The organism is Yimella sp. RIT 621 (assembly GCF_004146205.1).
GTDB lineage: Bacteria > Actinomycetota > Actinomycetes > Actinomycetales > Dermatophilaceae > Yimella > Yimella lutea.
On sequence record NZ_SEIP01000003.1, the window covers coordinates 210337 to 233180 of the forward strand.

The window sequence follows — 22844 nt, forward strand, 5'->3', positions numbered from 1 at the left end:
GCCTCAGATCCGGTGGCTGCCGAGGGCAGAACCCTTGCGGCCGTACGCCGCCCAAGTGATCGCCGCCATCAGCAGGTAGACCCCGAGGATCACCAGCAGCGCGGGCACGATCGTGCCGGCCGGGTGGGCGGCGTCGATGGTGTGCGACTTGGAGAGCGCGAAGCCCTGCGGCACCAGAAACCCGCCGAAGGCACCGATCGCGCCGACGATCCCGATCGCGCCGCCCGCCGTCCGCACCGCCGTGGCCCGACCGGCCGGCGAGCGGTCGGTGGCCGTCACGTCGAAGACGGCGGGGATCATCCGGTAGATCGATCCGTTGCCCACGCCGGTGAACACGAACAGCCAGCAGAAGCTGACCATGAAGAGCCCGAAGTCGTTGGTGCGCAACGCGATCACCGCACCGCCGGCGCCGACCGCCATCGCCAGGAAGGAGACCACGGTGACCACCCAGCCGCCGACCCGGTCGGCGGCGATACCGCCCAGCGGACGGCTCAACGAACCCACGAGGGCGCCGAGGAAGGCGAGCTTGAGACCTTCGGTCGGAAACGCGTCGTGCAGCAGTTTCGGGAAGACTCCTGCGAACCCGATGAACGAACCGAAGGTGCCGATGTAGAGCAGCGACAGCAGCCAGGTGTGCGGCAGCCGGGTGGCCCGTCGCATCGAGCGCCCGTCGTTCGCCGCCATCGTCAGGTTGTCCATGAAGCGCCAGGCGAGCAATGCCGCCAACAGCGCGGCCGGCACGAAGATCCAACCGGCCGCTGGGAGGTTTGGGGCAGTCGCCGTCGCGGCTCCCCAGACCACCACGAAGGGCACGACGAACTGCACCGCCGCCGTGCCGAGATTGCCGCCGGCCGCGTTGAGCCCCAACGCTGCTCCCTTGCGGGCGGCCGGGAAGAAGAAGGAGATGTTGGTCATCGACGAGGCGAAGTTGCCGCCGCCGAACCCGGCCAGTGCAGCGACGAGCAGCAGCACGGGGAAGGGCGCCAGATTCTCCAGCGCGACCACCAGCCCGAGGGTGGGCGCGAGCAGCAGCAGCGCCGACATGATCGTCCAGTTGCGGCCGCCGAACCGCGGCACCGCGAAACTGTAAGGGATGCGCAGTGCCGATCCGACGAGCACCGGCATCGACAGCAGCCAGAACTGCTGGCTGTCGGTCAACGCGTTCGTGCCGACGTAGCCGAAGGCCGCCAGTTGCGGCACGACGATGCCCCAGAGCGCGAACACCCCGAACCCGAGAAACTCCGCCAGCACCGACAACCCGAGGTTGCGCCGTGCAATCGAGCGGCCGTGCGCCACCCACTGGGCGGGGTCTTCGGGGTCCCAGCCGTCGAGCCAACGTCCCGGCCGACGGGCGAGCCCGTCGGCGGTGTCGACGGTGTCGACGGGAGGGGCGAGCGCCAGATCGGTCGGCTCGGTGGTTGTGGTGACCATGAACGCCTCGCACGCAGGTGCCCACCCGGACGGTGAGCGAGTGCGAGGAACGCTATGGACGCCGTGTTTCGTCGGCCGACTGCTTGCGTAACACGCAGGTCACACCGACCTCACCGCCGCGGCCACGCGTGGTGAAGCGTCCTGACCTGCGCAGATCCACCCCCGAAGGAGGCGTGGAGTGACCCACGTCACGTGGGTCGACCGCGAGGTGCGGCGCCGGTCAGGCCAGTCCGACGTCTTGCAGGCTGAACGCGGACAGGTAGGGCACGCCCAGACCGTCCTCGATGACCTGCTGCGCACCGGTGGCGCGATCGACGATGGTGGCCACGGCGACGACCTCCGCGCCCTCGTCGCGGGCGGCCTGCACCGCGTCGGTCGGCGACGCGCCGGTGGTGGTGGTGTCCTCGACCACGAGCACCCGGCGGCCCTTGATCGACGGTCCTTCGATGCGCTGCTGCAACCCGTGGGCCTTGCCCTGCTTGCGCACCACGAACGCGTCGAGCCGGTCGCCGGCGGCCGCGGCGGCGTGCAGCATCGAGGTGGCCACCGGGTCGGCGCCGAGGGTGAGTCCGCCGACGGCGTCGAAGTCGAGTTGCTTGGTCAACTCGCGCATCACACGTCCGACCAACGGGGCGGCCTCGCCCGACAGCGAGATGCGGCGCAGGTCGACGTAGTAGTCGGCCTCCTTGCCGGAGGAGAGCGTCACCCGACCGTGCACGACGGCCTGCTCCTTGATGAGCTCGAGCAGGCGGGCGCGGTCGGCGGCGAGGTCGACCGGGGTGTTGGAGGTGGTGGCGAAGTTGTCGGCAGCGGCGTCAGTCACGGCTCACAGCCTAGAGCGGGAGCGCTCAGTCCTTGTTCGGACGGTGACGGCGCACCAGCTTCGGTTTGCGCACGATCGAGCGGGGCACGACGCGCAGGAGTCCGGCGGCGATCTTGTACTGAACGCCCGGAATGCTGAGGATCTTGCCCCTGTCGACGTCGGCCAGGCCATCGGAGACCAGCTTGTCGGCGTCGAGCCACATGAAGTCGGGGGCGGCCTGGCGGGCCTTGATGCCGGCGCGGTCGTGGAACTCGGTGCGGGTGAAGCCGGGTGCGAGCGCAGTGACCTTCACGCCGGTGTCGGCGAGTTCGACGGCGAGCGACTCGGAGAAGACCGTGACCCACGACTTGGCCGCCGAGTAGGTGCCCGACGACATGAAGCCGGCCACCGAGGAGACGTTGACGATGTTGCCGGCCCCGCGCTCCTTCATCGCCAGGGCGGCGGCGTGCGAGAGCACGAGCACGGCGCGCACCAGCACGTCGAGCATCTGCTCCTCTTCCTCGACCGTGTTGCGGATGAACGACTTGCGCAGGCCGAACCCGGCGTTGTTGACCAGCAGGTCGACCGGACGCTCACGGTCGCTGAGCCGGTCGGCGACGGTGCCGAGTTGAGTGCGGTCGGCGAGGTCTGCGGGCAGCACCTCGACCCGAATGCCGTGCTGCGCCTCGAGCTCGGTGCGCAGCGCCTCCATCCGGCTCTTGTCACGGGCGACGACGACGAGGTCGTGGCCGCGCGCGGCGAGCTGGTGGGCGAAGGTCTTGCCGATGCCGGCGCTGGCGCCGGTGACGAGTGCGGTAGGCATGGCGCCGATCCTAGGTCGCGCCACCCATGAACCCACCCATCAACCGGCCCGACCCGGGCCGTCGGTGGCGGCGATTAGGCTCGGGCCGTGCGTATTGCGACCTGGAACGTCAACTCCGTCCGCTCCCGAATCGACCGCGTGATGGGCGTGCTCGAACGGCACGACCTCGACGTGTTGCTGCTGCAGGAGACCAAGTGCCGTGACGACCAGTTCCCGATGCTCGACCTCGCAGCCAAGGGTTACGAGCTCGCGCATCACGGCCTCAACCAGTGGAACGGCGTCGCGATCATCTCGCGCGTCGGCATCGAGGACGTCGCGGTCGGCTTCCCGAGCATGCCCGGCTTCGGCGAACCCATCGCACCCGAAGCCCGCGCGATCGGCGCGACCTGCGGTGGCGTCCGGGTGTGGTCGCTGTACATCCCCAACGGACGCGAGATCGACCACCCGCACTACCGCTACAAGCTCGACTGGCTGTCCCGGCTGCGCGACGACGCCACGGGCTGGCTGGCCGACGACGCGGACGCACAGATCCTGCTCGCCGGCGACTGGAACATCGCGCCGACCGATGACGACGTCTGGGATGTCGCCTTCTTCGAGGGCAGGACGCATGTCACCGCACCCGAACGTGCGGCCTTCCAGGCCATCGTCGACGCCGGCTTCAGCGACGTCGTCCGACCCTTCACCCCCGGCCCGGGCGTTTACACCTACTGGGACTACACGCAGTTGCGTTTCCCGAAAAAGCAGGGCATGCGCATCGACTTCGCGCTGGCGTCCCCTGCCCTCGCCTCCCGGGTCACCGACGCGATGATCGATCGCGAGGAGCGCAAGGGCAAGGGCGCATCCGACCACGCGCCCGTGGTGGTCACGCTCGACTGAAGCCGCGGCGGTTAGGGTCGTCCCGGCCGTTCAACACCGGGAAAGCAGAGCATGAGCAATTACGACCCCGAGCACCCGTACTCCGAGGAGCCGACCCGGGCGACCCCGCGACTCGACCCGAGTGCGCTGAACAAGCCGCATACGCAACCGATCGACGACTCATCCGGTACGCGCGAAGTGCCCTACGGCTCGCCCCCGCCTGATCGGAGTTACGGGCAGAGTTACGGGCAGGGTCATGCCCAGGGTTACAGCCGGCCGTCGTACGGCGCCGGGAACGAGCAGTACAACCCCTACGGCGGCAACGGCTACGACCCGTCCGTGAACGATCAGTCACCGCAGAACCCCTACGGCGCACCCCAGCAGTACGGGCAGCCTGCGCAGTACGGCGCACCGCAGTACCCGAGTCCCTACGGCAATCAGTACGCCAATCAGTACGGCAGTCAGTACGACAACCAATACGGCTACGCGCCTCCGGGCGGGTTTCCCCAGCAACCGCAGACCAACGGCATGGCGATCGCGGCGCTGGTCACGTCGCTGGCCGGCTGTCTGTGCGGGTTCGGCTTCCCCATCGGTCTAATCCTGGGCTTCATGGCGCTGCCGGAGGCCAAGCGTCAGAACGACAGCGGATCCAAGGGGATGGCGATCGCCGGCATCGTGATCGGCGGGCTCGGCACGCTGTTGATCGTCGGCTACATCGTGCTCATAGTGGTCTGGGGAATCGGCTCGGCATGACCATTCAGCCCGACCTGCAGCCCGCCGTCCAGCACGACATGGTCGTGATCGGGGCAGGGTTCTCCGGTATCGCGATGACGATCGCGGCGAAGGCCGCCGGACGCGACGTGCTGGTGCTGGAGAAGGCCGACGAGATCGGTGGCACCTGGCGCGACAACCGCTACCCGGGCGTGGCCTGCGACGTCGAGAGCCACCTGTACTCCTACTCCTTCGAACTCAACCCGGACTGGTCGCGCGCCTACGCGCCGGGCGACGAGATCCAGGACTACCTGCTGTACGTCGTCGAGCAGTACGACGTCCGCCGGCATGTGCAGTTCGGCGCGGCCGTGCAGCAGGCGTGGTTCGAGGAGCAGACCTCGCGCTGGGAGGTCGCCTACTCCACACCCGACGGAGGACTGGAGACCGTCACCTGCCGCGACCTGGTGCTCGCCGTCGGCTCGTTGCACGTGCCGACCGCCCCCGCCATCCCCGGCCTCGACGCGTTCCAGGGCGAACTGATGCACACCGCCACCTGGGTGCCCGGCACCACCGCCACCGGCAAGCGGGTCGGCGTCATCGGCACCGGCGCGAGCGCCGTCCAGGTGATTCCGGAACTGGCCGCGGACGCCGCGGCGCTCACCGTCTTCCAGCGCACACCGACCTGGGTGATGCCCAAGAACGACCACGAGATCTCCGAAGCGACCTCGGAGCGGTACGAGCGCCGTCCGGCGCTGATGAAGGCGCGACGAGCCAAGATCAGGGCCGCCAACGAGACTCGCGCGCTGGGGTTCGTCAAGCAGCCCGCGCTGATGAAGGCGGTGCGCCTGCGCGCCATGCACCATCTGCGATCGTCCGTCGACGACGAAGAGCTGCGCGCGCAGTTGACGCCTGCCTACACGCTGGGTTGCAAGCGAATTCCATTGTCGGACAACTACTTGACGGCACTCTCACGCCGCAACGTGAAGCTGGCGACCGAGCCGATCATCGATGCGGGACCGAACGGTCTGGTGACCGCCGACGGTGTCGAGCACCCGCTCGACCTGCTGGTGTTGGCGACCGGGTTCGATCCGAGCGCCGCCTGGAAGTCGGTCAATGTCTTCGGCGCGAAGCACGCCTCGCTGACCCAGCGCTGGGAGGAGGGCATCGACAGTTACTACGGCGTGACCGTGCCCGACTTCCCGAACATGTTCATGCTGCTCGGGCCGAACGCGGAACTCGGCCACACCTCGGTGCTGCTGATGATGGAGGCCCAGGTCGAACTGGTCGTGAAGTTGCTCGCCGAGCGTGACCGCCGCGGTGCGAAGCTGGTGAGCGTGCGTCCGGAGGTCGTGCCGGCTCACATGGCGCAGATCGATGAGCGCAGCGCCGACACCGTGTGGCAGCGGGGCGGATGCAGCAGCTGGTACCTCGACAAGGGCGGCCGCAACCGCACCCTCTGGCCGGGTACGGTCGCTGAATTCGAGCGTCGGGTCCGCAACCCCGAATGGGTCGACTACGAGTTCACCAGCCGCTGAGCGCAGCGATCAGAGCGCGGTGGTTGCCCGCTCACCGTCGATGCGTTGCAACGGCTTTCGACCGAGGAACCATGACAGCAGCGCCGCCACAGTGGCAGCGATCGCCGCCCCGAGGAAGACGGTGTTGACCTGTCGCACCCCGGCCGCGCGGTAGTCGGCCTCAGTCGGCGCCGAGATCGCCGAGATCTCCTGGTAGTACTGGTGCAGCCCGATGGCGGTCAGCAACGCGAGTCCCACGACCATGCCGACCATCCGCGAGACGACGATCAGCGCCGAGGTCACGCCGTGGTCGGACTCGCGCGCGTCGGCGAGCGCCGCGTCGTTGACCGGGGCGATCGCGAGGCCGACGCCGAGCCCGACGGCGATCAGCACCACGGTCGCCTGAGCGGTGTCGAGGACATTTCCGCTCCACCGTGACATCGCGAACAGCCCGACCGCGGCAAGCGCCAGACCCACGGCGGAGACGATGCCCGGGCCGACCTTGCGCAGCAACCAACCGCCCACGAGCGCACCGACGGGTACCGCGATCAGGAACCGGACGAGGATCACTGCGGCCTCGGTCTGGTCATCGGTCACCGTGAGCCGGGCCAGGATCGGCACGTCGACGACGATCGCGACGATCGCGGTGCCCACCAGGAGGGAGACCGCGAGGGCCGGCAGGACGCGTCCGACCACAGCGCCACGGGCGATGAGTGGTTCCTTCGCCCGCCGGTGCCACCACAGGTAGACCGCCATCGCGACGAGGCCGAGTGGCAACAACCACAGACCCATCGGTCCGACGACCTCGGTCTCGGGGTTGGCGGAGGAGAACGTGAGCACCAGGCAGCCCAGCACGGTCGCGATGAGCAACGCCCCGAACAGGTCGGCACGGCGCAGGATCGGCCACCAGTACCGCGCCGACAGCACCAACAGCGCGGACAGCGCGCCCAGACCCCAGAGCCCGACCGGTGTCATCAACCGTGCGTCGTGTCCTTCGTAGGGCACGAACGGGTCGCCGTACTCGATCGAGGTGGTCAATGATTCGGGTGCGACGAGCGCGAGACCGAGCAGCGCCACGCAGGCCAGTGCGGCGACGGCCGTGAGGGCGTGCCACCACCGCGGAATGGTCGTCGAGGCGAGCTCGCTGCGCGAACTGCGGCCACCGGTGAGGCGGATGAGGATCGCCAGCACGATGCCGCCGATTCCGTTGACCCAGAAGATCGCTCGCCAGTCCCACAGGTGCAGGATCAAGGCGCCGAACAACGGGCCGAGCACACTGCCGACCTCCTGCACGGCGCCGACCACACCGAACGCCGTCCCCCGTTGGCCGACGGGCCAGAGCGAAGCGACGATCGCGAGCGTCGCGGGCACCAGGCCCCCGCCGCCGATGCCCTGAAGGACGCGTCCGGCCACCAGTACCGTCAGATCGACCGCGACCGCGGTGATTGCCGAGCCGATGGTGAACAACGCGAGGCACCACATCAGGATCCGCTGGCGATCGACGAGATCGGCCAAGCGTCCGATCAGGGGCAACACCGCGATGTATCCGAGCAGGAACCCGCTGATGATCGGGGTTGCCTTCTGAAGTGCGTCGATGCCCAGCCCGACGCCCTGCATCATGTCGGGCAGGGCGAGGACGACGACGTAGGTGTCGGCGGCGGCGAGGGCGACGGCGACGGACGCCGTGGCCAGCAGCGCCTTAGGGCGCTGTGATGTCAACCGTCTGCCCGTAGTTGGTGAAGGTCAGGTCGTAGCGTGTCTTGTCGCTGCCCTTGAAGAAGGGTCCGATCACCTGCGCCGAGCGCACCTGATTGTCATCGGTGAGTCCGTACTTCACCGAGAACGTGCCGGTGCCGTCGCCCATGTAGAGCACCGCCTTGATCGCGCTGCCCGGCAGCGAGCCGGTGATTTCCTGGACGATGTCCTTGCCGTCGCGCAGTTTGCCGCCGAGCTTGGCGCCCTTGGTCTGTGGCAGGAGCGTCGAGACACCCTTGTCCTTGCTGAACAGCACGTTCGGGTCGGGAGCACCGTAGGTGTTGGGGTTGATCGTGGTGGTCTTGGCGGAGAACGGCATCTTCGCCCACGTCTTGCCGTCGACCGAGGTCACCGGCACCGACGCGGCGAGCGACCCGGCCTGCACGTTGAGGGTGCCCTTGAAGGCGGGCTTGGCGATGACGTCACCCTCGCCGGAGAGCACCCCGCTGCTGTCCTTCGGCACGTCCGTGCCCTGCAGCTTGAAGTGGTACCCGGGGGTGCCGTCGAGCACCTTCTTCGCCTCGGTGAGTCGGTCGGTGGCGGTCAGTTCCTTGCCGGACGAGCCGGTGGGCCCCTCCTTCTTGTCCTTGGTGCTGCTGCACCCGGTCACGAGCAAGGACGCCGCCAGAACAACGGCGCCGGCCGTACTGAGTGCGGAGGACTTCGAAGTGCGTACGCGCATGGGAACCAACCTATCCATCGAGATGCCCGTCCGGGCCGACTTGTCCGACGCGCGGGTAACCCCGGAAGTTCCCGCAGCCGACCGCGCGTCGGACACGACGGTGTTCGATGAGTCAGCGTCCGTCGGCGAGGCGTTCCCAGGTGCGCGTACCGACGACGCCGTCGACCTTCAGGCCGACCATCCGTTGATAGCGCCGCACCTCACGTTCGGTGGCCGCCCCGAACTTCACGTCGGCCTTCAGACCGGAGTCGAAGCGGGCATTGAGCGCCAGTTGCAGGAGCTGGACGTCGTTCGTGCTCATCCCCCGGCGCAGCTTCTGCCGGCCCGCGGTTCGGGCAATCAACGCGCACCAGGTCTTGGGTCCGACGATCATGTCGGTCTTCAGTCGGCACCGCGCCTGGAAGTGCTTGACAAGTTGCTGCGTCTGCGGGTCGTAGTACGCGACCTTGAACCTGCTGCCGGTGGTCGGCTTGTACTTATTGGCCTGCAACCAGCTCTTGAGCAGCAGCACGTCGTCGTAGTGCACCAGCCCAGGACGCACCTTCGGGTAGTGGAATCCGTCCGCGCTGGCCGAGGACGCGGCGGCAACGCCGGTGACTGCGGCAACCGCGGTGGCTCCTGCACCGGCCAACAGAGTCCGCCGGCTGGGGCGGGCACGCTTCTGCTCGCTGTGTGGCCGATTGTCGTGGTTGGTCATGATCGTCTCCCCTGTGTTCGAGAACTTCGGATGAACGGGTCCGTTTGAACCGAGCGGCCCTTCAACAGCGACGGGAGCCGGCCGCTGTTCGTTCCGACACGAACGACGCGGGGTGCGTGCCGCAGCCGGGCGATTCCCCGTATTCGTGTTGGCTGGTGGGCATGACCTCCCTCGACCGCCACACCGTCCTCGCCTCGGACGGAGCCCTGCTCGCGGCGTACGTCCGCCGCCCTTCCGCGGCAACTGCACCCGACGCACCGACCGTCGTCCTCGCCCATGGCTGGACGCTCACCCACCGCTCCTGGCACCGGGTGGTCGACGCCCTCGGCGACGGCGTGCGCGTCGTGTTGTGGGATCAACGCGGACACGGCGAGTCCACTCTCGCCGGCGGCCGGCACCGCTCGTCCGGTGAATCGGTCGGCCGTCTGGGGCAGGACCTGCGCGAGGTGATCGCAGCCTTGGTGCCCGACGCATCGCCGCTGGTCCTCGCCGGCCACTCGATGGGCGGCATGACCGTCATGGCCTACTCCGGCACCGCGACACCCGAGGAGATCGACCGCGTCCGCGGCGTCGTGTTCTGTTCCACGGCAGCCGGCGGGCTGCGCGGCACCGGCCTGCCCGGCGAGCAGAAGATCATGCGAGCCTTGTCGAGGCTGCCGTTCCGCGGACGGCCGGGACGGCTGATCCGGGACAAGCGACAGCGCGAGTACCTGTTCGGTGCCGATGCCCGCGACGAGGATGTCGCGCTCACCACGGAGCTCACCGGCGGGGTCAGCCTGATCACCTACGGAGCGTTCTACGGCGCCTTGATGAAGCACGACGAGGTGGCTGCGCTGGCCAGGCTGGAACACACGCCGACGACGGTGATCGTCGGCGGACGCGACAAGCTGACGCCGAAGGTGTTGGCTCGTCGTATCCACGAGGAGATGCCACACGCGCAGCTCAAGGTCCTGGACGACCGCGGGCACGTGGTGCCGTTGGAAGAACCCGAGGTCGTCGTCGGCGCGATCGAGCAGTACCTCGGCTGACGGCTGCGGCCCGTTCTGTGCACAGCGAGAAACGCCCCGAGGTCCTTTCGGATCCCGGGGCGTTTCCCGTCCTCAGCTGAGCGTGAGCTCCGGCTTGTCTGCGTCCTTGTCGACGGTGACCGTGTCACCATCGCGCACCTCGCCGGACAGCAGTGCCTTCGCCAGACGGTCGCCGATCTCCTTCTGCACCAGACGGCGCAGCGGACGGGCACCGTAGGCCGGGTCGTAGCCCTCGTCGGCCAACCACTGGCGGGCCGTCTCGGTGACCTCGAGCGTGATGCGGCGGTCCTTCAGACGCTCCCCGAAGGAAGCGACCTGCAGGTTGACGATCTCGGCGAGTTCGTCCTTCGACAGCGGTTCGAAGATCACCGTTTCGTCGAGACGGTTGAGGAACTCCGGCTTGAACGACGAACGCACCGCGGTCATCACAGACTCGCGCTTCTGCTCCGGCGACAACGCCGGGTCGATGAGGAACTGCGACCCGAGGTTGCTGGTGAGCACGAGGATCACGTTGCGGAAGTCGATCGTGCGGCCCTGACCGTCGGTCAGGCGTCCGTCGTCGAGCACCTGCAGCAGGATGTCGAAGGTCTCCGGGTGGGCCTTCTCCACCTCGTCCAGCAGCACCACGCTGTAGGGCCGGCGGCGCACCGCCTCGGTCAGTTGACCGCCCTCCTCGTAACCGACGTAGCCCGGAGGGGCACCGATGAGCCGCGCCACCGAGTGGCGCTCGGAGTATTCGGACATGTCGATGCGCACCATCGCGCGCTCGTCGTCGAACAGGAAGTCGGCCAACGCCTTCGCCAGCTCGGTCTTGCCCACGCCGGTCGGGCCGAGGAACAGGAACGACCCGGTCGGACGGTTGGGGTCGGCGATGCCGGCCCGCGAGCGCCGGACGGCGTCGGACACCGCCCGTACGGCGGCCTGCTGGCCGATCAGCCGCTTGCCGAGGAAGTCCTCCATCCGCAGCAACTTCTCGGTCTCGCCCTCGAGCAGTCGCCCGGCGGGGATGCCGGTCCAGGAGCTGATGACGTCGGCGATGTCGTCGGCGCCCACCTCGTCCTTGACCATCAGGGCCTCGCCACCGGCGCGCGAGGACGTCGCCTCTGCGGCCTGCGCGTCGGCCATCTGTTGCTCCAGCGCGGGCAGGTCACCGAAGCGGATCTTCGAGGCACCACCGAGGTCGCCCTCGCGCTCCAATCGGTCTGCCTGAGTGCGCAGTTCGTCGATCTGGGCCTTGAGTTCACCGACCTGGTTCAGCGACTTCTTCTCGGCCTCCCAGCGTGCGTTGAGGGCGGCGAGTTGCTCCTGCTTGTCGGCGAGATCGGCCAGCAACTTGGCGAGCCGGTCCTTGGAGGCGTCGTCGGTCTCGTTCTCCAGGTGGAACTGCTCCATCTTCAGGCGGTCGACCTGACGGCGCAGCTCGTCGATCTCGACCGGGCTGGAGTCGATCTCCATCCGCAGCCGCGATGCGGCCTCGTCGACGAGGTCGATCGCCTTGTCGGGCAGTTGCCGGCTGGTGATGTAGCGGTCGGACAGCGAGGCGGCGGCCACCAGCGCGGAGTCGGCGATCGCCACCTTGTGGTGGGCCTCGTACCGCTCCTTCAGGCCACGCAGGATCGCGATGGTGTCCTCGACACTCGGCTCACCGACGAACACCTGCTGGAAGCGGCGCTCCAGAGCCGGGTCCTTCTCGATGTGCTCGCGGTATTCGTCGAGGGTCGTCGCGCCGACCAGCCGCAGTTCGCCGCGGGCGAGCATCGGCTTCAGCATGTTGCCGGCGTCCATCGCGCTGTCGCCGGAGGCTCCGGCGCCGACGACGGTGTGCAGTTCGTCGATGAAGGTGACGACCTGGCCGCTGGAGTTCTTGATCTCTTCCAGCACCGCCTTCAGCCGCTCCTCGAACTCGCCGCGGAACTTCGCGCCGGCGACCATCGCGCCGAGGTCGAGGCTGATCAGACGCTTGTCGCGCAACGATTCGGGCACGTCGCCGGCGACGATGCGCTGGGCGAGACCCTCGACGACCGCGGTCTTGCCGACGCCAGGCTCACCGATGAGCACGGGGTTGTTCTTGGTGCGCCGCGAAAGCACCTGGATGACCCGGCGGATCTCGGCGTCGCGGCCGATCACCGGGTCGAGCTTGCCCTCACGGGCGACCGCGGTGAGGTCGGTGCCGTACTTCTCCAGCGCGTCGAACTGCCCCTCGGGTTCGGCCGAGGTGACCTTGGCGCCGCCGCGGGTCTTCGGGATCGCCTCGGCGATCGCCTCGGCGTCGAGGCTGAACTGGTTGGTGCGCGCGAGCGCGAGCAGCAGGTGGTCGGTGGAGACGAACGAGTCGCCCATCGAGGTCATCGCCTGGCGGGCCTGTTCGAGCACGCCCACCAGCGCGCGCGACATCGACGGCTGACCCACGCTCGACCCGCTGGCGGCCGGCAACGACCGCAGCGCCTGGTCGGCGACGCCACGAACGGCGGCCGCGCTCGTTCCGACCGCCTCGAGCAGCGGCCCGGTGGTGGTGTCGGTCTGTGCGGCCAGTGCGGCGAGCAGGTGGGCCGGCTCGATCTGGGGGTTGCCGGCGGTGATCGCCGATCGGGTGGCCATGGACAGCGCTTCCTGCGCCTTCGTGGTCAGCTGAAGATCCACTCTCGGGACTCCTTCGGTTCGGACATACGTTTACGAGGTGACGCTGGCTCGCCCCACGCTAGTCGAGCGGTGACGGACAACGTCGGCTGCCTATGTCAACGCCGCCGAAATTGAGCCTATTCCGCTCAACTTCGAACATGCGCGTCGCTCCCGTCACGAGGCCCCGGCTTGAGACTTGCCGTTCCCGAACTGCAGCACGGGTGCACCGCGCCTGATGCTCCCTCAGCCCACCGGCGTCGAGTGGACATGACGTGACCCGACCGTTCGCTGCGCTGTCCGAACCGCGACGCGGGATGCAACCGAGTCCGTAGACTGAACGTCGGCAGCAGGGCGGGAGAAGCTGTCACCCCGCGCGATTCGATCCAAAGGAGGCACTCGATGTCCGCTGTGCAGTTGGCCAAGGGCCAGAATGCGCCACTGTCCGCCAGCCAGGTCGCCGTGACGGTGCAGGTCGGCGCCGCAGCAGACCTGTCCGCGCTGCTGCTGACCAGCGACGGCAGGGTGCGTGGTGATCAGGACATCGTGTTCTACAACCAGCCCGAGGGTCCCGGCGTCCGTTGCATCCCGCCGAGCGGTGGACAGCCCTGGCAGCTCCAGGTGCGTCTGGGCGAACTGCCGCCCGAGATCGAGAAGGTGCGTGTGGTGACCTCGCTGGACGAGGCCGGCCGCACCTTCGGCTCGCTGGTTTCCGCGCCGGTGGCTGTGGTGACCAGCGCCGACGGCGCACCGCTCGCTCAAGCCGAACTGTCCGGGCTGAGCAGCGAGTCGATCCTCATCGCCGTCGAGTTCTACCGGCGCAATGGCGAGTGGAAGCTGCGCTCGGTCGGGCAGGGTTACGGCGGTGGACTGGCCGACCTGCTGCGAGACCACGGCGCCGACGTCGCCGACGAACCTGCCACAGCGGCTCCGGTACCTGCGGCGAACACCCCCGCCTCGCAACCGGTTTCGACCCAGCCGCCGGCTCCAGCACCCCGCCGTCCGGACCCGTACACGTCCGACGCCATGGCTGCGCCATCCCCCGCGCCGGCACCGGCCGCCCCGCCGACGAGTCAGGGCGGCGACGACCCCTACGCCCAAGCACCGGCAGCACCCGCCGGGGACGACGGTTCCCGCCTGACCCGTGGCCGTCCGGTGAACCTGAGCAAAGGCCAATCGGTCAACCTGCGCAAGGACGACGGAAGCAACCTCAGCCTGGTCCGCATGGGCCTGGGCTGGGACCCCGTCCAGCGAGGCGGAATACTGTCGCGACGCACCGCCGAAGTCGACCTCGACGCTTCCGCAATCCTGGTGGCGGGCAACGACATCGTCGACCTCGTCTTCTACAACCGGCTGTCGTCAGCCGACGGATCCGTGCGTCACACCGGAGACAACCGGACGGGTGCCGGGGACGGCGACGACGAGGTGATCATGGTCGATCTGAACCGCATCCCGGTGCACGTCACCAGCGTCATCCTCGTCGTGAGTTCCTACGAGGGGCATACGTTCCAGATGGTGCAGAACGCCTTCTGCCGGCTCATCGACGAGGCGGGCCGCGGCGGCGAATTGGTGCGATACCAACTGTCCGGCGGCGATGCCACCACCGGCATGGTGATGGCCGCACTACGCCGCACTGGCTCGGGCTGGCGGATGCAGGCGATCGGCGAGGCAGTACAGGCACGAGTGCCGCAGGAGGTCTTCCCGATGATGAGCCTCTTCGCCCAGTGAGAACGCCGTGACCGAACTCGTCAGCGGACAGAACCACCCGTGGCCCGAAACGCGGGTGACCGTCCGGCTACACGGGCGGGCCGACCTGTCGGCGTTGCTGCTCGGTAGTGATGCGAAGGTGCGGGACGAGCAGGACTTCGTGTTCTACAACGCACCGCACACGACCGGTGTGAAGTGGACGGCCGATGCGCAAGACGCGCAGACCGTCCACATCGAGACCGCTCACCTGTCTGCTGAGATCCAGGTGGTCCGGCTGCTGGTGAGTGTCGACGACGACCAGCCGCCGCTCGCCGACGGTGTCGTCCAGGTCTCGGCCCACGGAGAATCGAGCGAAGTACGTTACGAACCAACTCGATTGGACGGCGAACGCTGCCTGATCGGGCTCGAGGTTTATCGCCGCAACGATGCGTGGAAGGTGCGCGCCGTCGGGCAGGGCTGGCGCGACGGACTGCCCGCCGCACTCCAAGCACACGGGATCGACGTCGAGACACCTGATGCCCCGATCGAAGCAGCAGCGCCGCCGGTTACACCACCTGCGATTCCTCTACCGACGTCAACTCAACCCCCGGCCCACGGCAACCCCACTCAGGTGTTCGCCGGACCGGACGACGACACGGTGGCCGGGGCGTTGCGAGCGATCCGGAGCCTGCGCCACGACATCAGTCAGGCCCGGCGCGCACATCAGACCGCACTCGCCTACGCCGCCGACAAGATGCTCGCCGCGCAGGAGAACGCACGCGGTGCAGTCGGTACAGCCGGGGTGCCGGCGTCCGTCGAGCAGGAGTGTGCCGAACTCGTGTCCCGTGCCGAGGAACGGTACGCACAGGAGGCCGAGGCTCTGCATAGCGAACTCGTCGCCGAGGAGTTCGCGATGCCCCTCCCCCTCGCGCGTCTGGATTCCCTGGACTGGGAGACGCTGGCCGCAGGGACGCACTCGCCCACGAACCGCGCGATCGACCGCAACGATCACACAGCGTCCGTCATCCGCCTCGGCTCGCTGTACCCACCTCAAGGACCCTCGCTCAACCTGCCGATGCCGCACACCTGGGCCGCACGTGCACTGATGTGGTCGGACGATCCGAACCGCCCACCGGTAGGAGCCGCGTGGGTGCACGGACTCATCGCCCGGATGATGGCACTCACCCCGCCCGGCGGGTTCGACGTCCAGCTGGTCGACCTCGACGGATCGCTGTCGTCGTCACTCGGACAGTTCGGTCCGGGCATCACCGACGACGTCACTCGCCATCGCTCGCCCGCCGAGTTGGTTTCGTTCGTCGATCAACTCGCGCACCGCGTCGATCTGGCACGGATGGCCGTCGAGTCCCGGATCCCCGACGCGCTGGATGACGTCCGGGACGACGCCCGTCACCTGGTGGTGCTGGCGCACTGGCCGCACGGGTACGACGAGCAGATCCAACGGCGCATCGCCGAGTGTCTGCCGTGGGGTTTCGCGCTCGACGTCCAGTTCGTCGTGCTGACCCAGTTCGATGCCGCGGCCGAGCCACCGACGAAAGGCAGCGCGATGGAGGAGATACTGCGTTCGGCGCTGTGGCTGCAGGACGGTCCGGAACCGAACCTGTTGGACGACACCGGTGTTGCGTGGTGCTTCGATCCCGAGGCGACGGCGAGTGCCCGCTCCGTGGCGGCCCGGATCACCTCGTCCGGTCAGCGGTCCTGAGTCCAGCCCTTGCCGGTCACGTCGTCGTCGAGCCAACCGTCGCGGTCTGCGGTCATCTCCTCGAACCGGGCGACCAGCGCGTTGGCGACGGCCGAGGTCGGGTCGTCGATGGTGTCGACCCGGACGTAGACCGCCCAGTCGTGGTCCTCCGAATCGTCCTCTCCGGCCAGCGCCTCACGGACGACGCGAACCTCGTCGAATTCTTCGTCGCGCAGCTCTTCGGCCACTTCGTCGGCGTCGTCGCGTTCGGGGAACACCAGCAGGTACTCGGTCACGCGCCCACCCTGCCACCGCGATCCTCGCCGAACAAAAGGGCGCACCGCACGCACGAATGTTCGCTCGCAGGTCACTCGCTCGTCGCGGACCCGTCGCCCGAACCACTTACCGTGCCCCTCGATGACTGGACGTTTCGTGGCGATCGGGGACTCCTTCACCGAAGGTGTGGGCGATCCGAACCTGTTGTATCCCAACGGGGTTCGAGGATGGGCCGACCGCATGGCCCGGCAACTGGGACGGGCCGACGACCGGTGGAAGTACGCGAACCTGGCGATCCGCAGCAAACTGCTCGACGAGATCGTGCAGGAGCAGTTGCAGGACGCCATCGCGCTCGAACCCACGGTCGCCTCCTTCTACGCCGGTGGCAACGACATTCTGTCGATCCGGGTCGACATGAACTCGGTGATGGAACGCTACGAAGCAGCGTTACGCGAACTGACACACGCCGTCCCCGACGTTGTGCTGTTCACCACGTTCGACACCACCAGCAGCCGCGTACTCGAACCCTTCCGCCGCCGGATCTCCTTCTACAACAATGTGGTTCGCGATCTTTCCGTGTCGTACAACGCCATCCTGGTCGACCACACCCGCCTCTCGGAGTTCCGCGATCGGCGCATGTGGGCACCCGACCGCATCCACATGTCGGGCGCCGGACACAAGGTGCTCGCCGCCGAGGTGCTCAAGACACTCGGCGTCCCGCACACGTTGAAGTTGCCGCAACTGGGTCCATGGGAGCCGCGGCCGTGGCGACAGGCGGTGCGTACCGAGAGCGCGTGGGTGCGCCACGAGGTGTTGCCGCTGTTGCGCCGACGACTCAGCGGCGTCAGGGAGGGAGATTCGCTCACCCCGAAGTGGCCCGAGCTCGTCCACCCGTCCGACGGCATGAAGCGGCTGGCGCGCTCCCGCGCGGGCGACGCCGTCTGGGTGCACGAGCACGTCGGCGCCACGGCCTGATCGATCGAGCCGGACAGCCGTACGACGGCCGTCCGGAAGGCAGAGTGGAGACATGAGCAACCACAAGGCAGAACAGAACAAGATCGTCGTCAGCCGAACCATCGAGGCTCCGGCCGACGCCATCTTCGACATCATCAGCAACCCCAAGCGCCACCCCGAGTTCGACGGCTCCGGCTTCGTGCGCAGCGAGGACCAGGGCGACCGGATCACCGCCAACGGCCAGGTGTTCACCATGAACATGGAAGGCGATCACATGGGCGGTGAGTACAAGACCGACAACCACGTCACCGGCTATGCCCACGACCGCCTCGTGGCATGGCAGACCGCCCCCGCCGGCACCGAGCCCAAGGGCTGGGAGTGGGTCTGGGAACTGGAGCCGAAGGGCCAGCACGAGACCGAGGTGACGCTCACCTACGACTGGAGCAAGGTCACCGACAAGGACTTGCTGAAGAAGATCAGTTTCCCGCTGGTCGAGAAGGACAAGCTGGAGCACAGCCTGCAGCGCCTGTCCGAACTGGTCTGAGTTCCTCTCGGGCACAACGTTCTACGAGGGTTCCGCGGCAACGTCGCGGAACCCTCGTGGTGTGCTCGCGGGCAGCAAGCTCGGTGCGCTCGCGCTCTGGCAGTTCCACGCCGGCCTGGCCTGGGCAGTGCTTGCGATGGCCGCCGTCGCCGGCGCAATCGTGGCCTGTTGGTACGCCAAGAGCCACGGACGCCAGGAAGCACCTACCGTGAATACTGTCGAAGAAGGAGTCACCACATGAGCGCATCCACCGCTTCCAGCACGCAGCACCACGTCGACCTCACCGAGTCGCGCGCCGCGCACAATTACCACCCGCTGCCCGTCGTCCTCGCCCACGGTGAGGGCGCCTGGGTGACCGACGTCGACGGCAACCGGTACCTCGACTGCCTCGCCGGCTACTCCGCGCTCAACTTCGGCCACGGCCACCCGCAGCTGATCGCCGCCGCCGAGACCCAGCTGCGCAAGCTGACCCTGACCAGCCGCGCGTTCTACAACGACCAGCTCGGAGAGTTCGCCGCCGAACTCGGTGACCTCGTCGGCAAGGAGGTCATCCTGCCGATGAACACCGGCGCCGAGGCCGTCGAGACGGCCCTGAAGGTGGCACGACGTTGGGGCCACGAGGTGAAGGGCATCCCGGCCGAACGCGGGCAGATCATCGTCATGGAAGGCAACTTCCACGGCCGCACCACCACGATCGTCTCGTTCTCGACGGACGAGGAGGCGCGCGCCGGATTCGGGCCGTTCACACCGGGATTCGTGGTTGTTCCCTACGGCGACGCCGAGGCGCTCGAAGCCGCGATCAACGACGAGACGATCGCCGTGCTCATCGAGCCGATCCAGGGCGAGGGTGGCGTCGTGATCCCGCAGGCCGGCTTCCTCGGCCGGGTGCGTGAACTCTGCACGCAGCACAGCATGCTGTTCATCGCCGACGAGATCCAGTCGGGTCTGGCACGGACCGGTCGCACGCTGGCCGTCGAACACGAGAACGTCGTGCCCGACATCGTCGTGCTCGGCAAGGCGCTCGGCGGCGGCATCCTGCCGGTCTCTGCGATTGCCGCGAACCACGACGTGCTCGACGTCATCACTCCGGGCAGCCACGGTTCGACGTTCGGCGGCAATCCGTTGGCGGCGGCGGTAGGACGCGAGGTCGTCGCGATGCTCGGCACCGGCGAATTCCAGGACGCCGCAAGCCGATTGGGTGCACGCCTCACCGAACGTCTCAACGGCCTCGGGGACGCGGTGGTCACCGTCCGCAGCCGTGGACTGTGGGCCGGCCTCGACCTCGACCCGAACGTGATGAGCGGACGCGACCTGAGTGTCGCGCTGATGCACCGCGGTGTCCTGGTCAAGGACACCCACGGCTCGACCGTGCGTATCGCTCCCCCGCTCGTGGCGTCCGAGTCGGACATCGATCTCATCGCCGACTCCATCTCCGAGTCACTGGCCGACGCGATTCGATGAGCTGTAAGCCGAGTGCGCCGACGTGGCACACCGAACAGGCCGCAAGCTGCACAACCCCGCCGGATCAGCGTTGACTGGACGCATGACAACCGTTGCTGATCAGCTCGTCGCTCAACTTCAGGACGCCGGCGTCCGCCGCATCTACGGCATCGTCGGCGACAGTCTCAACCCGGTGGTCGACGCCGTGCGCCGTACCGGCGGCTCGGCGAAAGGTGGGATCGACTGGGTCCACGTGCGCCACGAGGAAGCCGCTGCGTTCGCAGCCGGCGCCGATGCCCAGGTCACCGGTGAACTCGTCGCGTGCGCCGGCTCGTGCGGTCCGGGCAACCTGCACCTGATCAACGGCCTGTACGACGCGAATCGTTCGGGCGCGCCGGTGATCGCGATCGCGAGCCACATCCCGAGCTCCCAGATCGGCCAGGGGTACTTTCAGGAGACGCACCCCGACCGCATCTTCAACGAGTGCTCGGTCTACTCCGAGCTCATCTCCACCCCGACCCAGGCCCCCCGCGTGGTGGCGTCCGCGATCAGGCACGCGGTGGCCGAGCCGGGCGTCGCGGTCATCACCTTGCCCGGCGATGTCGCCGACGAGGAAGCGACGGCAGAAGCGCCCCGCTATGTTCCGGTCGAGCGCGGAGTCCTCACTCCCCCGGCGGCGGTCATGCAACGGCTCGCCGACGCCATCAACGCCTCCGACAAGGTCGCTCTCTTCGTCGGGCATGGCATCGCCGGCGAACACGACGCCGTCGTCGAGCTCGCCGACCTCATCGGTGCACCCGTCGGGCACTCACTGCGTGGCAAGGAGCTCATCCAGTACGACAACCCGTACGACGTGGGCATGACCGGCTTGCTCGGTTACGGCGCTGCGGCGGCCGGGATGGAGGACGCCGACCTGCTGATCATGCTCGGCACCGACTTCCCTTACGACCAGTTCCTACCCGACGTCACCACGGCCCAGGTCGACCGCGATGCCGCCGTGATCGGCCGACGCACCTCCGTGGACATTCCGGTGCACGGTGACGTGGGTACGACCCTGCGCGCGCTGATCCCGTTGGTGCAGCGTAAGAAGAGCCGCAAGTTCCTGGAGAAGACCCTCAAGCGTCACGACGGGCTCATGGACAAAGCAGTAGGCGCCTACACGCGCAAGGTGGAGAAGAAGAAGCCGATCCACCCCGAGTACGCGGCGTCCGTCCTGGACCAGGTCGCGGCGGACAACGCGGTGTTCACCGCCGACACCGGCATGTGCAACGTGTGGAGCGCTCGGTACATCAACCCGCTCGGCTCGCGCCGCCTCATCGGCTCGTTTCTGCACGGATCGATGGCGAACGCGCTGCCGCAGGCCATCGGCGCACAGTTCGCCCAGCGCGACCGGCAGGTGATCTCGATGTCAGGTGACGGTGGCCTCGGCATGCTGCTGGGCGAGATGCTCACCGCGGCGGCCTACGACCTGCCGATCAATGTCGTGGTGTTCAACAACTCGACCCTGGGCATGGTGAAGCTGGAGATGCTGGTCGACAAGTTGCCCGACTTCGGCGTCGACGTGCCCGAGGTCAACTACGCCGCGATCGCAGCAGCCATGGGCTGGAAGTCGATTCGCGTGGAGGACCCGAAGCACTTGGAGAAGGCGTACCGGGAAGCGCTGGCGCACGACGGGCCGGCACTGGTGGACGTCGTGACCGACCCGAACGCGTTGTCGATCCCGCCCAAGGTGACCGGCACGCAGATCTTCGGATTCGCCACGGCGATGAGCAAGATCGTGTTCAACGGCGGCGCGGGAGAAGCGGTGTCGATGGCGCGGTCCAACCTGCGCAACCTGCCCCGCTGACGACAAGGAAACCGGTCGCAATTGCGACCGGTTTCCTTGATTACGGGTGTAGATCAGCGCTGGGGCGCCAAACCACCAAGGACGTGCCCGGGGCCCGGCGACGGGCACGTTCGCCCGGCCGCAGTGCGACGATCTGACCGCCCGGCGCAGCGGCGAAAACTCTTGCCGCCGAAGCGTATTGGAGCTGATCCTGAAGTTCGTGGACCCTGGCGCGGAGGGTGTCGACCTGTGCCTCGAGCTCCATGATCCGGGCGATGCCGGCCAGGCTGACGCCTTCCTCCTGGGACAGGCGCTGCACCTCCCGCAACATCTCGATGTCGCGGGCGCTGTAACGGCGTCCGCCACCCCGGGTGCGCGACGGGGTGACGATGCCGAGCCGGTCGTACTGACGCAACGTTTGAGCGTGCATTCCGGCCAGCTCGGCCGCCACCGAGATCACATACACCGGGGCGCCCATGTCGGGTATGGGCGAGCGGTTCATCACTGACGCGCCTTCGCCATCAGGTCGGCGCGCGGGTCACCGCCCCGTTTGTCGGCGATCTCGGCGAGCGTCTTCTTGTCGTCGTCCGACAGATCGGTCGACACCACCACGTGCACCTTCGCGAGCAGGTTGCCCGCGCCGGACTTGGCCTGGATGCCTCGGCCCTTGATCCGCAGCACCTGACCGGACTGCGTTCCGGGAGCGATCTTGACCTTGACGGTCGAACCGTCGAGGGTCGGCACCGCGACCGTGGCGCCCAAGGTCGCCTCGGCGAAGGTGACCGGCAGGTCGACGGTGATGTCGTTGCCGTCCCGGCCGAACACCGGGTGCGGCTGCACGTGCACTTCCAGCAGCAGGTCGCCGGCACCGCCGGGGCCGGGCTGCCCCTTGCCCCGCAGCCGGATCGTCTGTCCGTCCTTCACGCCCGCGGGGATACGGGTCTTGATCGTCGAACCGTCGGCCGACTGCAGCGAGACGGTCTCGCCCTCAGCCGCGGAACGAAACGACAAGGTGGTCTGAGCACGGACGTCGCGGCCCTTCGGGGGCGCTTGGCTGAATCCGCCGTTGCCGCCGAATCCCCCTGCGCCACCACCGAACTGGCCGAGGATGTCGTCCAGGTTGAAGGTCTGTCCGCCACCGGTGGAGAAGCCGCCGGCCGGACCGGCACCGCCGCCACCGAACATCGAACCGAAGAGGTCCTCAAAGCCGGCTGCTCCGGCGCCACCCCCTCCACCGCCTGCGGTGAAGCGAGCTCCCCCGCCGACCATCGCGCGCAACTGGTCGTACTCGGCGCGCTTGTCCTTGTCGCCGAGGACGGAGTTGGCCTCCCCGACGTCCTTGAACTTCTGCTCGGCGACCGTGTCGCCCGGGTTCTTGTCCGGGTGGTACTGCCGGGCCAATTTGCGGTAGGCCTTCTTGATGTCGGCCTCGGACGCGTCCTGGGGCACCCCGAGGATCTTGTAAAAGTCCTTCTCCAGCCAGTCCTGGCTCGCCATGCTTTCTCC

General features: G+C 68.0%; 21 protein-coding genes. 11 read left to right on the forward strand and 10 right to left on the reverse strand.

All coding sequences use genetic code 11. From position 1 onward, the window contains the following. Positions 1-3 precede the first annotated feature (3 nt). The 3 genes from EU513_RS04500 to EU513_RS04510 all read right to left on the reverse strand — a co-directional run bounded on the left by EU513_RS04500 (position 4) and on the right by EU513_RS04510 (position 3056). Positions 4-1431, reverse strand: a complete 1428-nt coding sequence (locus EU513_RS04500) for an MFS transporter (protein ID WP_129624679.1) — start codon at positions 1429-1431, stop codon at positions 4-6. A gap of 220 nt (positions 1432-1651) precedes the next feature. Continuing rightward, entirely contained in the window at positions 1652-2254 is a 603-nt protein-coding gene (gene pyrE, locus EU513_RS04505; protein ID WP_129624680.1) for an orotate phosphoribosyltransferase, read from the reverse strand. 25 nt (positions 2255-2279) lie between these two features. Next, entirely contained in the window at positions 2280-3056 is a 777-nt protein-coding gene (locus EU513_RS04510; RefSeq protein WP_129624681.1) for an SDR family oxidoreductase, read from the reverse strand. 87 nt (positions 3057-3143) lie between these two features. Here EU513_RS04510 and EU513_RS04515 point away from each other — a divergent pair, with 87 nt between their 5' ends. Genes EU513_RS04515 through EU513_RS04525 form a run of 3 tightly spaced genes read left to right on the forward strand, consistent with a single transcriptional unit; the run spans position 3144 to position 6157 of the window. Then, positions 3144-3932: an exodeoxyribonuclease III gene (locus tag EU513_RS04515; RefSeq protein ID WP_129624682.1), complete on the forward strand. Its 789-nt coding sequence runs from the start codon at positions 3144-3146 to the stop codon at positions 3930-3932. Between the two features lie 51 nt (positions 3933-3983). Further along, entirely contained in the window at positions 3984-4664 is a 681-nt protein-coding gene (locus tag EU513_RS04520) for a DUF4190 domain-containing protein (protein ID WP_205744671.1), read from the forward strand. Next, positions 4661-6157 (forward strand): NAD(P)/FAD-dependent oxidoreductase, encoded by a 1497-nt coding sequence (locus tag EU513_RS04525; protein WP_205744672.1) that lies wholly within the window; start codon positions 4661-4663, stop codon positions 6155-6157. Before EU513_RS04520 ends, EU513_RS04525 begins: the two co-directional genes overlap by 4 nt. A 9-nt stretch (positions 6158-6166) precedes the next feature. Here the strand turns inward: EU513_RS04525 and EU513_RS04530 are convergent, their stop codons facing one another. From EU513_RS04530 to EU513_RS04540, 3 genes are all read right to left on the reverse strand, one after another. After that, complete coding sequence (locus tag EU513_RS04530) at positions 6167-7855, reverse strand: MFS transporter (RefSeq protein WP_129624683.1); 1689 nt, start codon at positions 7853-7855, stop codon at positions 6167-6169. Continuing rightward, entirely contained in the window at positions 7836-8573 is a 738-nt protein-coding gene (locus EU513_RS04535) for an LppX_LprAFG lipoprotein (protein WP_168990143.1), read from the reverse strand. Before EU513_RS04535 ends, EU513_RS04530 begins: the two co-directional genes overlap by 20 nt. A gap of 112 nt (positions 8574-8685) precedes the next feature. Further along, positions 8686-9270: a peptidoglycan-binding protein gene (locus EU513_RS04540; RefSeq protein ID WP_129624685.1), complete on the reverse strand. Its 585-nt coding sequence runs from the start codon at positions 9268-9270 to the stop codon at positions 8686-8688. A gap of 161 nt (positions 9271-9431) precedes the next feature. Between EU513_RS04540 and EU513_RS04545 the strand changes: the two genes are divergently transcribed. After that, entirely contained in the window at positions 9432-10298 is an 867-nt protein-coding gene (locus EU513_RS04545; RefSeq protein ID WP_129624686.1) for an alpha/beta fold hydrolase, read from the forward strand. A gap of 72 nt (positions 10299-10370) precedes the next feature. Here the strand turns inward: EU513_RS04545 and clpB are convergent, their stop codons facing one another. Continuing rightward, complete coding sequence (gene clpB / locus EU513_RS04550; protein ID WP_129624687.1) at positions 10371-12938, reverse strand: ATP-dependent chaperone ClpB; 2568 nt, start codon at positions 12936-12938, stop codon at positions 10371-10373. A 378-nt stretch (positions 12939-13316) separates the two neighbouring features. Between clpB and EU513_RS04555 the strand changes: the two genes are divergently transcribed. Both EU513_RS04555 and EU513_RS04560 read left to right on the forward strand, forming a co-directional pair. Then, entirely contained in the window at positions 13317-14642 is a 1326-nt protein-coding gene (locus tag EU513_RS04555; RefSeq protein ID WP_129624688.1) for a TerD family protein, read from the forward strand. Positions 14643-14649: 7 nt separating this feature from the next. Continuing rightward, entirely contained in the window at positions 14650-16320 is a 1671-nt protein-coding gene (locus tag EU513_RS04560) for a TerD family protein (RefSeq protein WP_129624689.1), read from the forward strand. On the opposite strand, the gene EU513_RS04565 is transcribed toward EU513_RS04560, so the two are convergent. After that, the gene (locus EU513_RS04565) at positions 16308-16595 is read right to left on the reverse strand and encodes a hypothetical protein (RefSeq protein WP_129624690.1); all 288 of its coding nucleotides are present in this window, start codon (positions 16593-16595) and stop codon (positions 16308-16310) included. The genes EU513_RS04560 and EU513_RS04565 overlap by 13 nt on opposite strands. 121 nt (positions 16596-16716) lie before the next feature. On the opposite strand from EU513_RS04565, the gene EU513_RS04570 reads away from it, so the two are divergent. The 5 genes from EU513_RS04570 to EU513_RS04590 all read left to right on the forward strand — a co-directional run bounded on the left by EU513_RS04570 (position 16717) and on the right by EU513_RS04590 (position 21359). Beyond that, positions 16717-17550 carry an SGNH/GDSL hydrolase family protein gene (locus EU513_RS04570; protein WP_129624691.1) on the forward strand — a complete coding sequence of 278 codons (834 nt, stop codon included), beginning with the start codon at positions 16717-16719 and terminating at the stop codon, positions 17548-17550. Between the two features lie 52 nt (positions 17551-17602). Next, positions 17603-18073, forward strand: coding sequence for an SRPBCC family protein (locus EU513_RS04575; protein ID WP_129624692.1), 471 nt, complete (start codon positions 17603-17605; stop codon positions 18071-18073). 61 nt (positions 18074-18134) lie between these two features. Next, positions 18135-18314, forward strand: a complete 180-nt coding sequence (locus tag EU513_RS04580; RefSeq protein WP_129624693.1) for a hypothetical protein — start codon at positions 18135-18137, stop codon at positions 18312-18314. Further along, a complete protein-coding gene (gene rocD / locus EU513_RS04585) occupies positions 18311-19534 on the forward strand; it encodes an ornithine--oxo-acid transaminase (protein ID WP_129624694.1) in 1224 nt (407 codons plus the stop codon). The genes EU513_RS04580 and rocD overlap by 4 nt, the downstream gene beginning before the upstream one ends. Positions 19535-19616: 82 nt before the next feature. After that, positions 19617-21359, forward strand: coding sequence for a pyruvate dehydrogenase (locus EU513_RS04590; protein WP_129624695.1), 1743 nt, complete (start codon positions 19617-19619; stop codon positions 21357-21359). Between the two features lie 40 nt (positions 21360-21399). Here the strand turns inward: EU513_RS04590 and EU513_RS04595 are convergent, their stop codons facing one another. Further along, positions 21400-21840 (reverse strand): heat shock protein transcriptional repressor HspR, encoded by a 441-nt coding sequence (locus EU513_RS04595; RefSeq protein ID WP_129624696.1) that lies wholly within the window; start codon positions 21838-21840, stop codon positions 21400-21402. After that, positions 21840-22835 carry a DnaJ C-terminal domain-containing protein gene (locus EU513_RS04600; RefSeq protein ID WP_129624697.1) on the reverse strand — a complete coding sequence of 332 codons (996 nt, stop codon included), beginning with the start codon at positions 22833-22835 and terminating at the stop codon, positions 21840-21842. The genes EU513_RS04595 and EU513_RS04600 overlap by 1 nt, the downstream gene beginning before the upstream one ends. Positions 22836-22844 lie beyond the last annotated feature (9 nt).

Excerpts from the sequence above, each read along its gene's own strand:
- EU513_RS04575 (WP_129624692.1), top strand. The coding sequence starts at position 17,603 with ATGAGCAACCACAAGGCAGAACAGAACAAGATCGTCGTCAGCCGAACC.
- EU513_RS04500 (WP_129624679.1), bottom strand. The coding sequence starts at position 1,431 with ATGGTCACCACAACCACCGAGCCGACCGATCTGGCGCTCGCCCCTCCC.
- rocD (WP_129624694.1), top strand. The coding sequence starts at position 18,311 with ATGAGCGCATCCACCGCTTCCAGCACGCAGCACCACGTCGACCTCACC.
- EU513_RS04545 (WP_129624686.1), top strand. The coding sequence starts at position 9,432 with ATGACCTCCCTCGACCGCCACACCGTCCTCGCCTCGGACGGAGCCCTG.
- EU513_RS04590 (WP_129624695.1), top strand. The coding sequence starts at position 19,617 with ATGACAACCGTTGCTGATCAGCTCGTCGCTCAACTTCAGGACGCCGGC.
- EU513_RS04540 (WP_129624685.1), bottom strand. The coding sequence starts at position 9,270 with ATGACCAACCACGACAATCGGCCACACAGCGAGCAGAAGCGTGCCCGC.
- EU513_RS04525 (WP_205744672.1), top strand. The coding sequence starts at position 4,661 with ATGACCATTCAGCCCGACCTGCAGCCCGCCGTCCAGCACGACATGGTC.
- EU513_RS04535 (WP_168990143.1), bottom strand. The coding sequence starts at position 8,573 with ATGCGCGTACGCACTTCGAAGTCCTCCGCACTCAGTACGGCCGGCGCC.
- EU513_RS04595 (WP_129624696.1), bottom strand. The coding sequence starts at position 21,840 with ATGAACCGCTCGCCCATACCCGACATGGGCGCCCCGGTGTATGTGATC.
- EU513_RS04510 (WP_129624681.1), bottom strand. The coding sequence starts at position 3,056 with ATGCCTACCGCACTCGTCACCGGCGCCAGCGCCGGCATCGGCAAGACC.
- EU513_RS04570 (WP_129624691.1), top strand. The coding sequence starts at position 16,717 with ATGACTGGACGTTTCGTGGCGATCGGGGACTCCTTCACCGAAGGTGTG.
- EU513_RS04600 (WP_129624697.1), bottom strand. The coding sequence starts at position 22,835 with ATGGCGAGCCAGGACTGGCTGGAGAAGGACTTTTACAAGATCCTCGGG.
- EU513_RS04520 (WP_205744671.1), top strand. The coding sequence starts at position 3,984 with ATGAGCAATTACGACCCCGAGCACCCGTACTCCGAGGAGCCGACCCGG.
- EU513_RS04555 (WP_129624688.1), top strand. The coding sequence starts at position 13,317 with ATGTCCGCTGTGCAGTTGGCCAAGGGCCAGAATGCGCCACTGTCCGCC.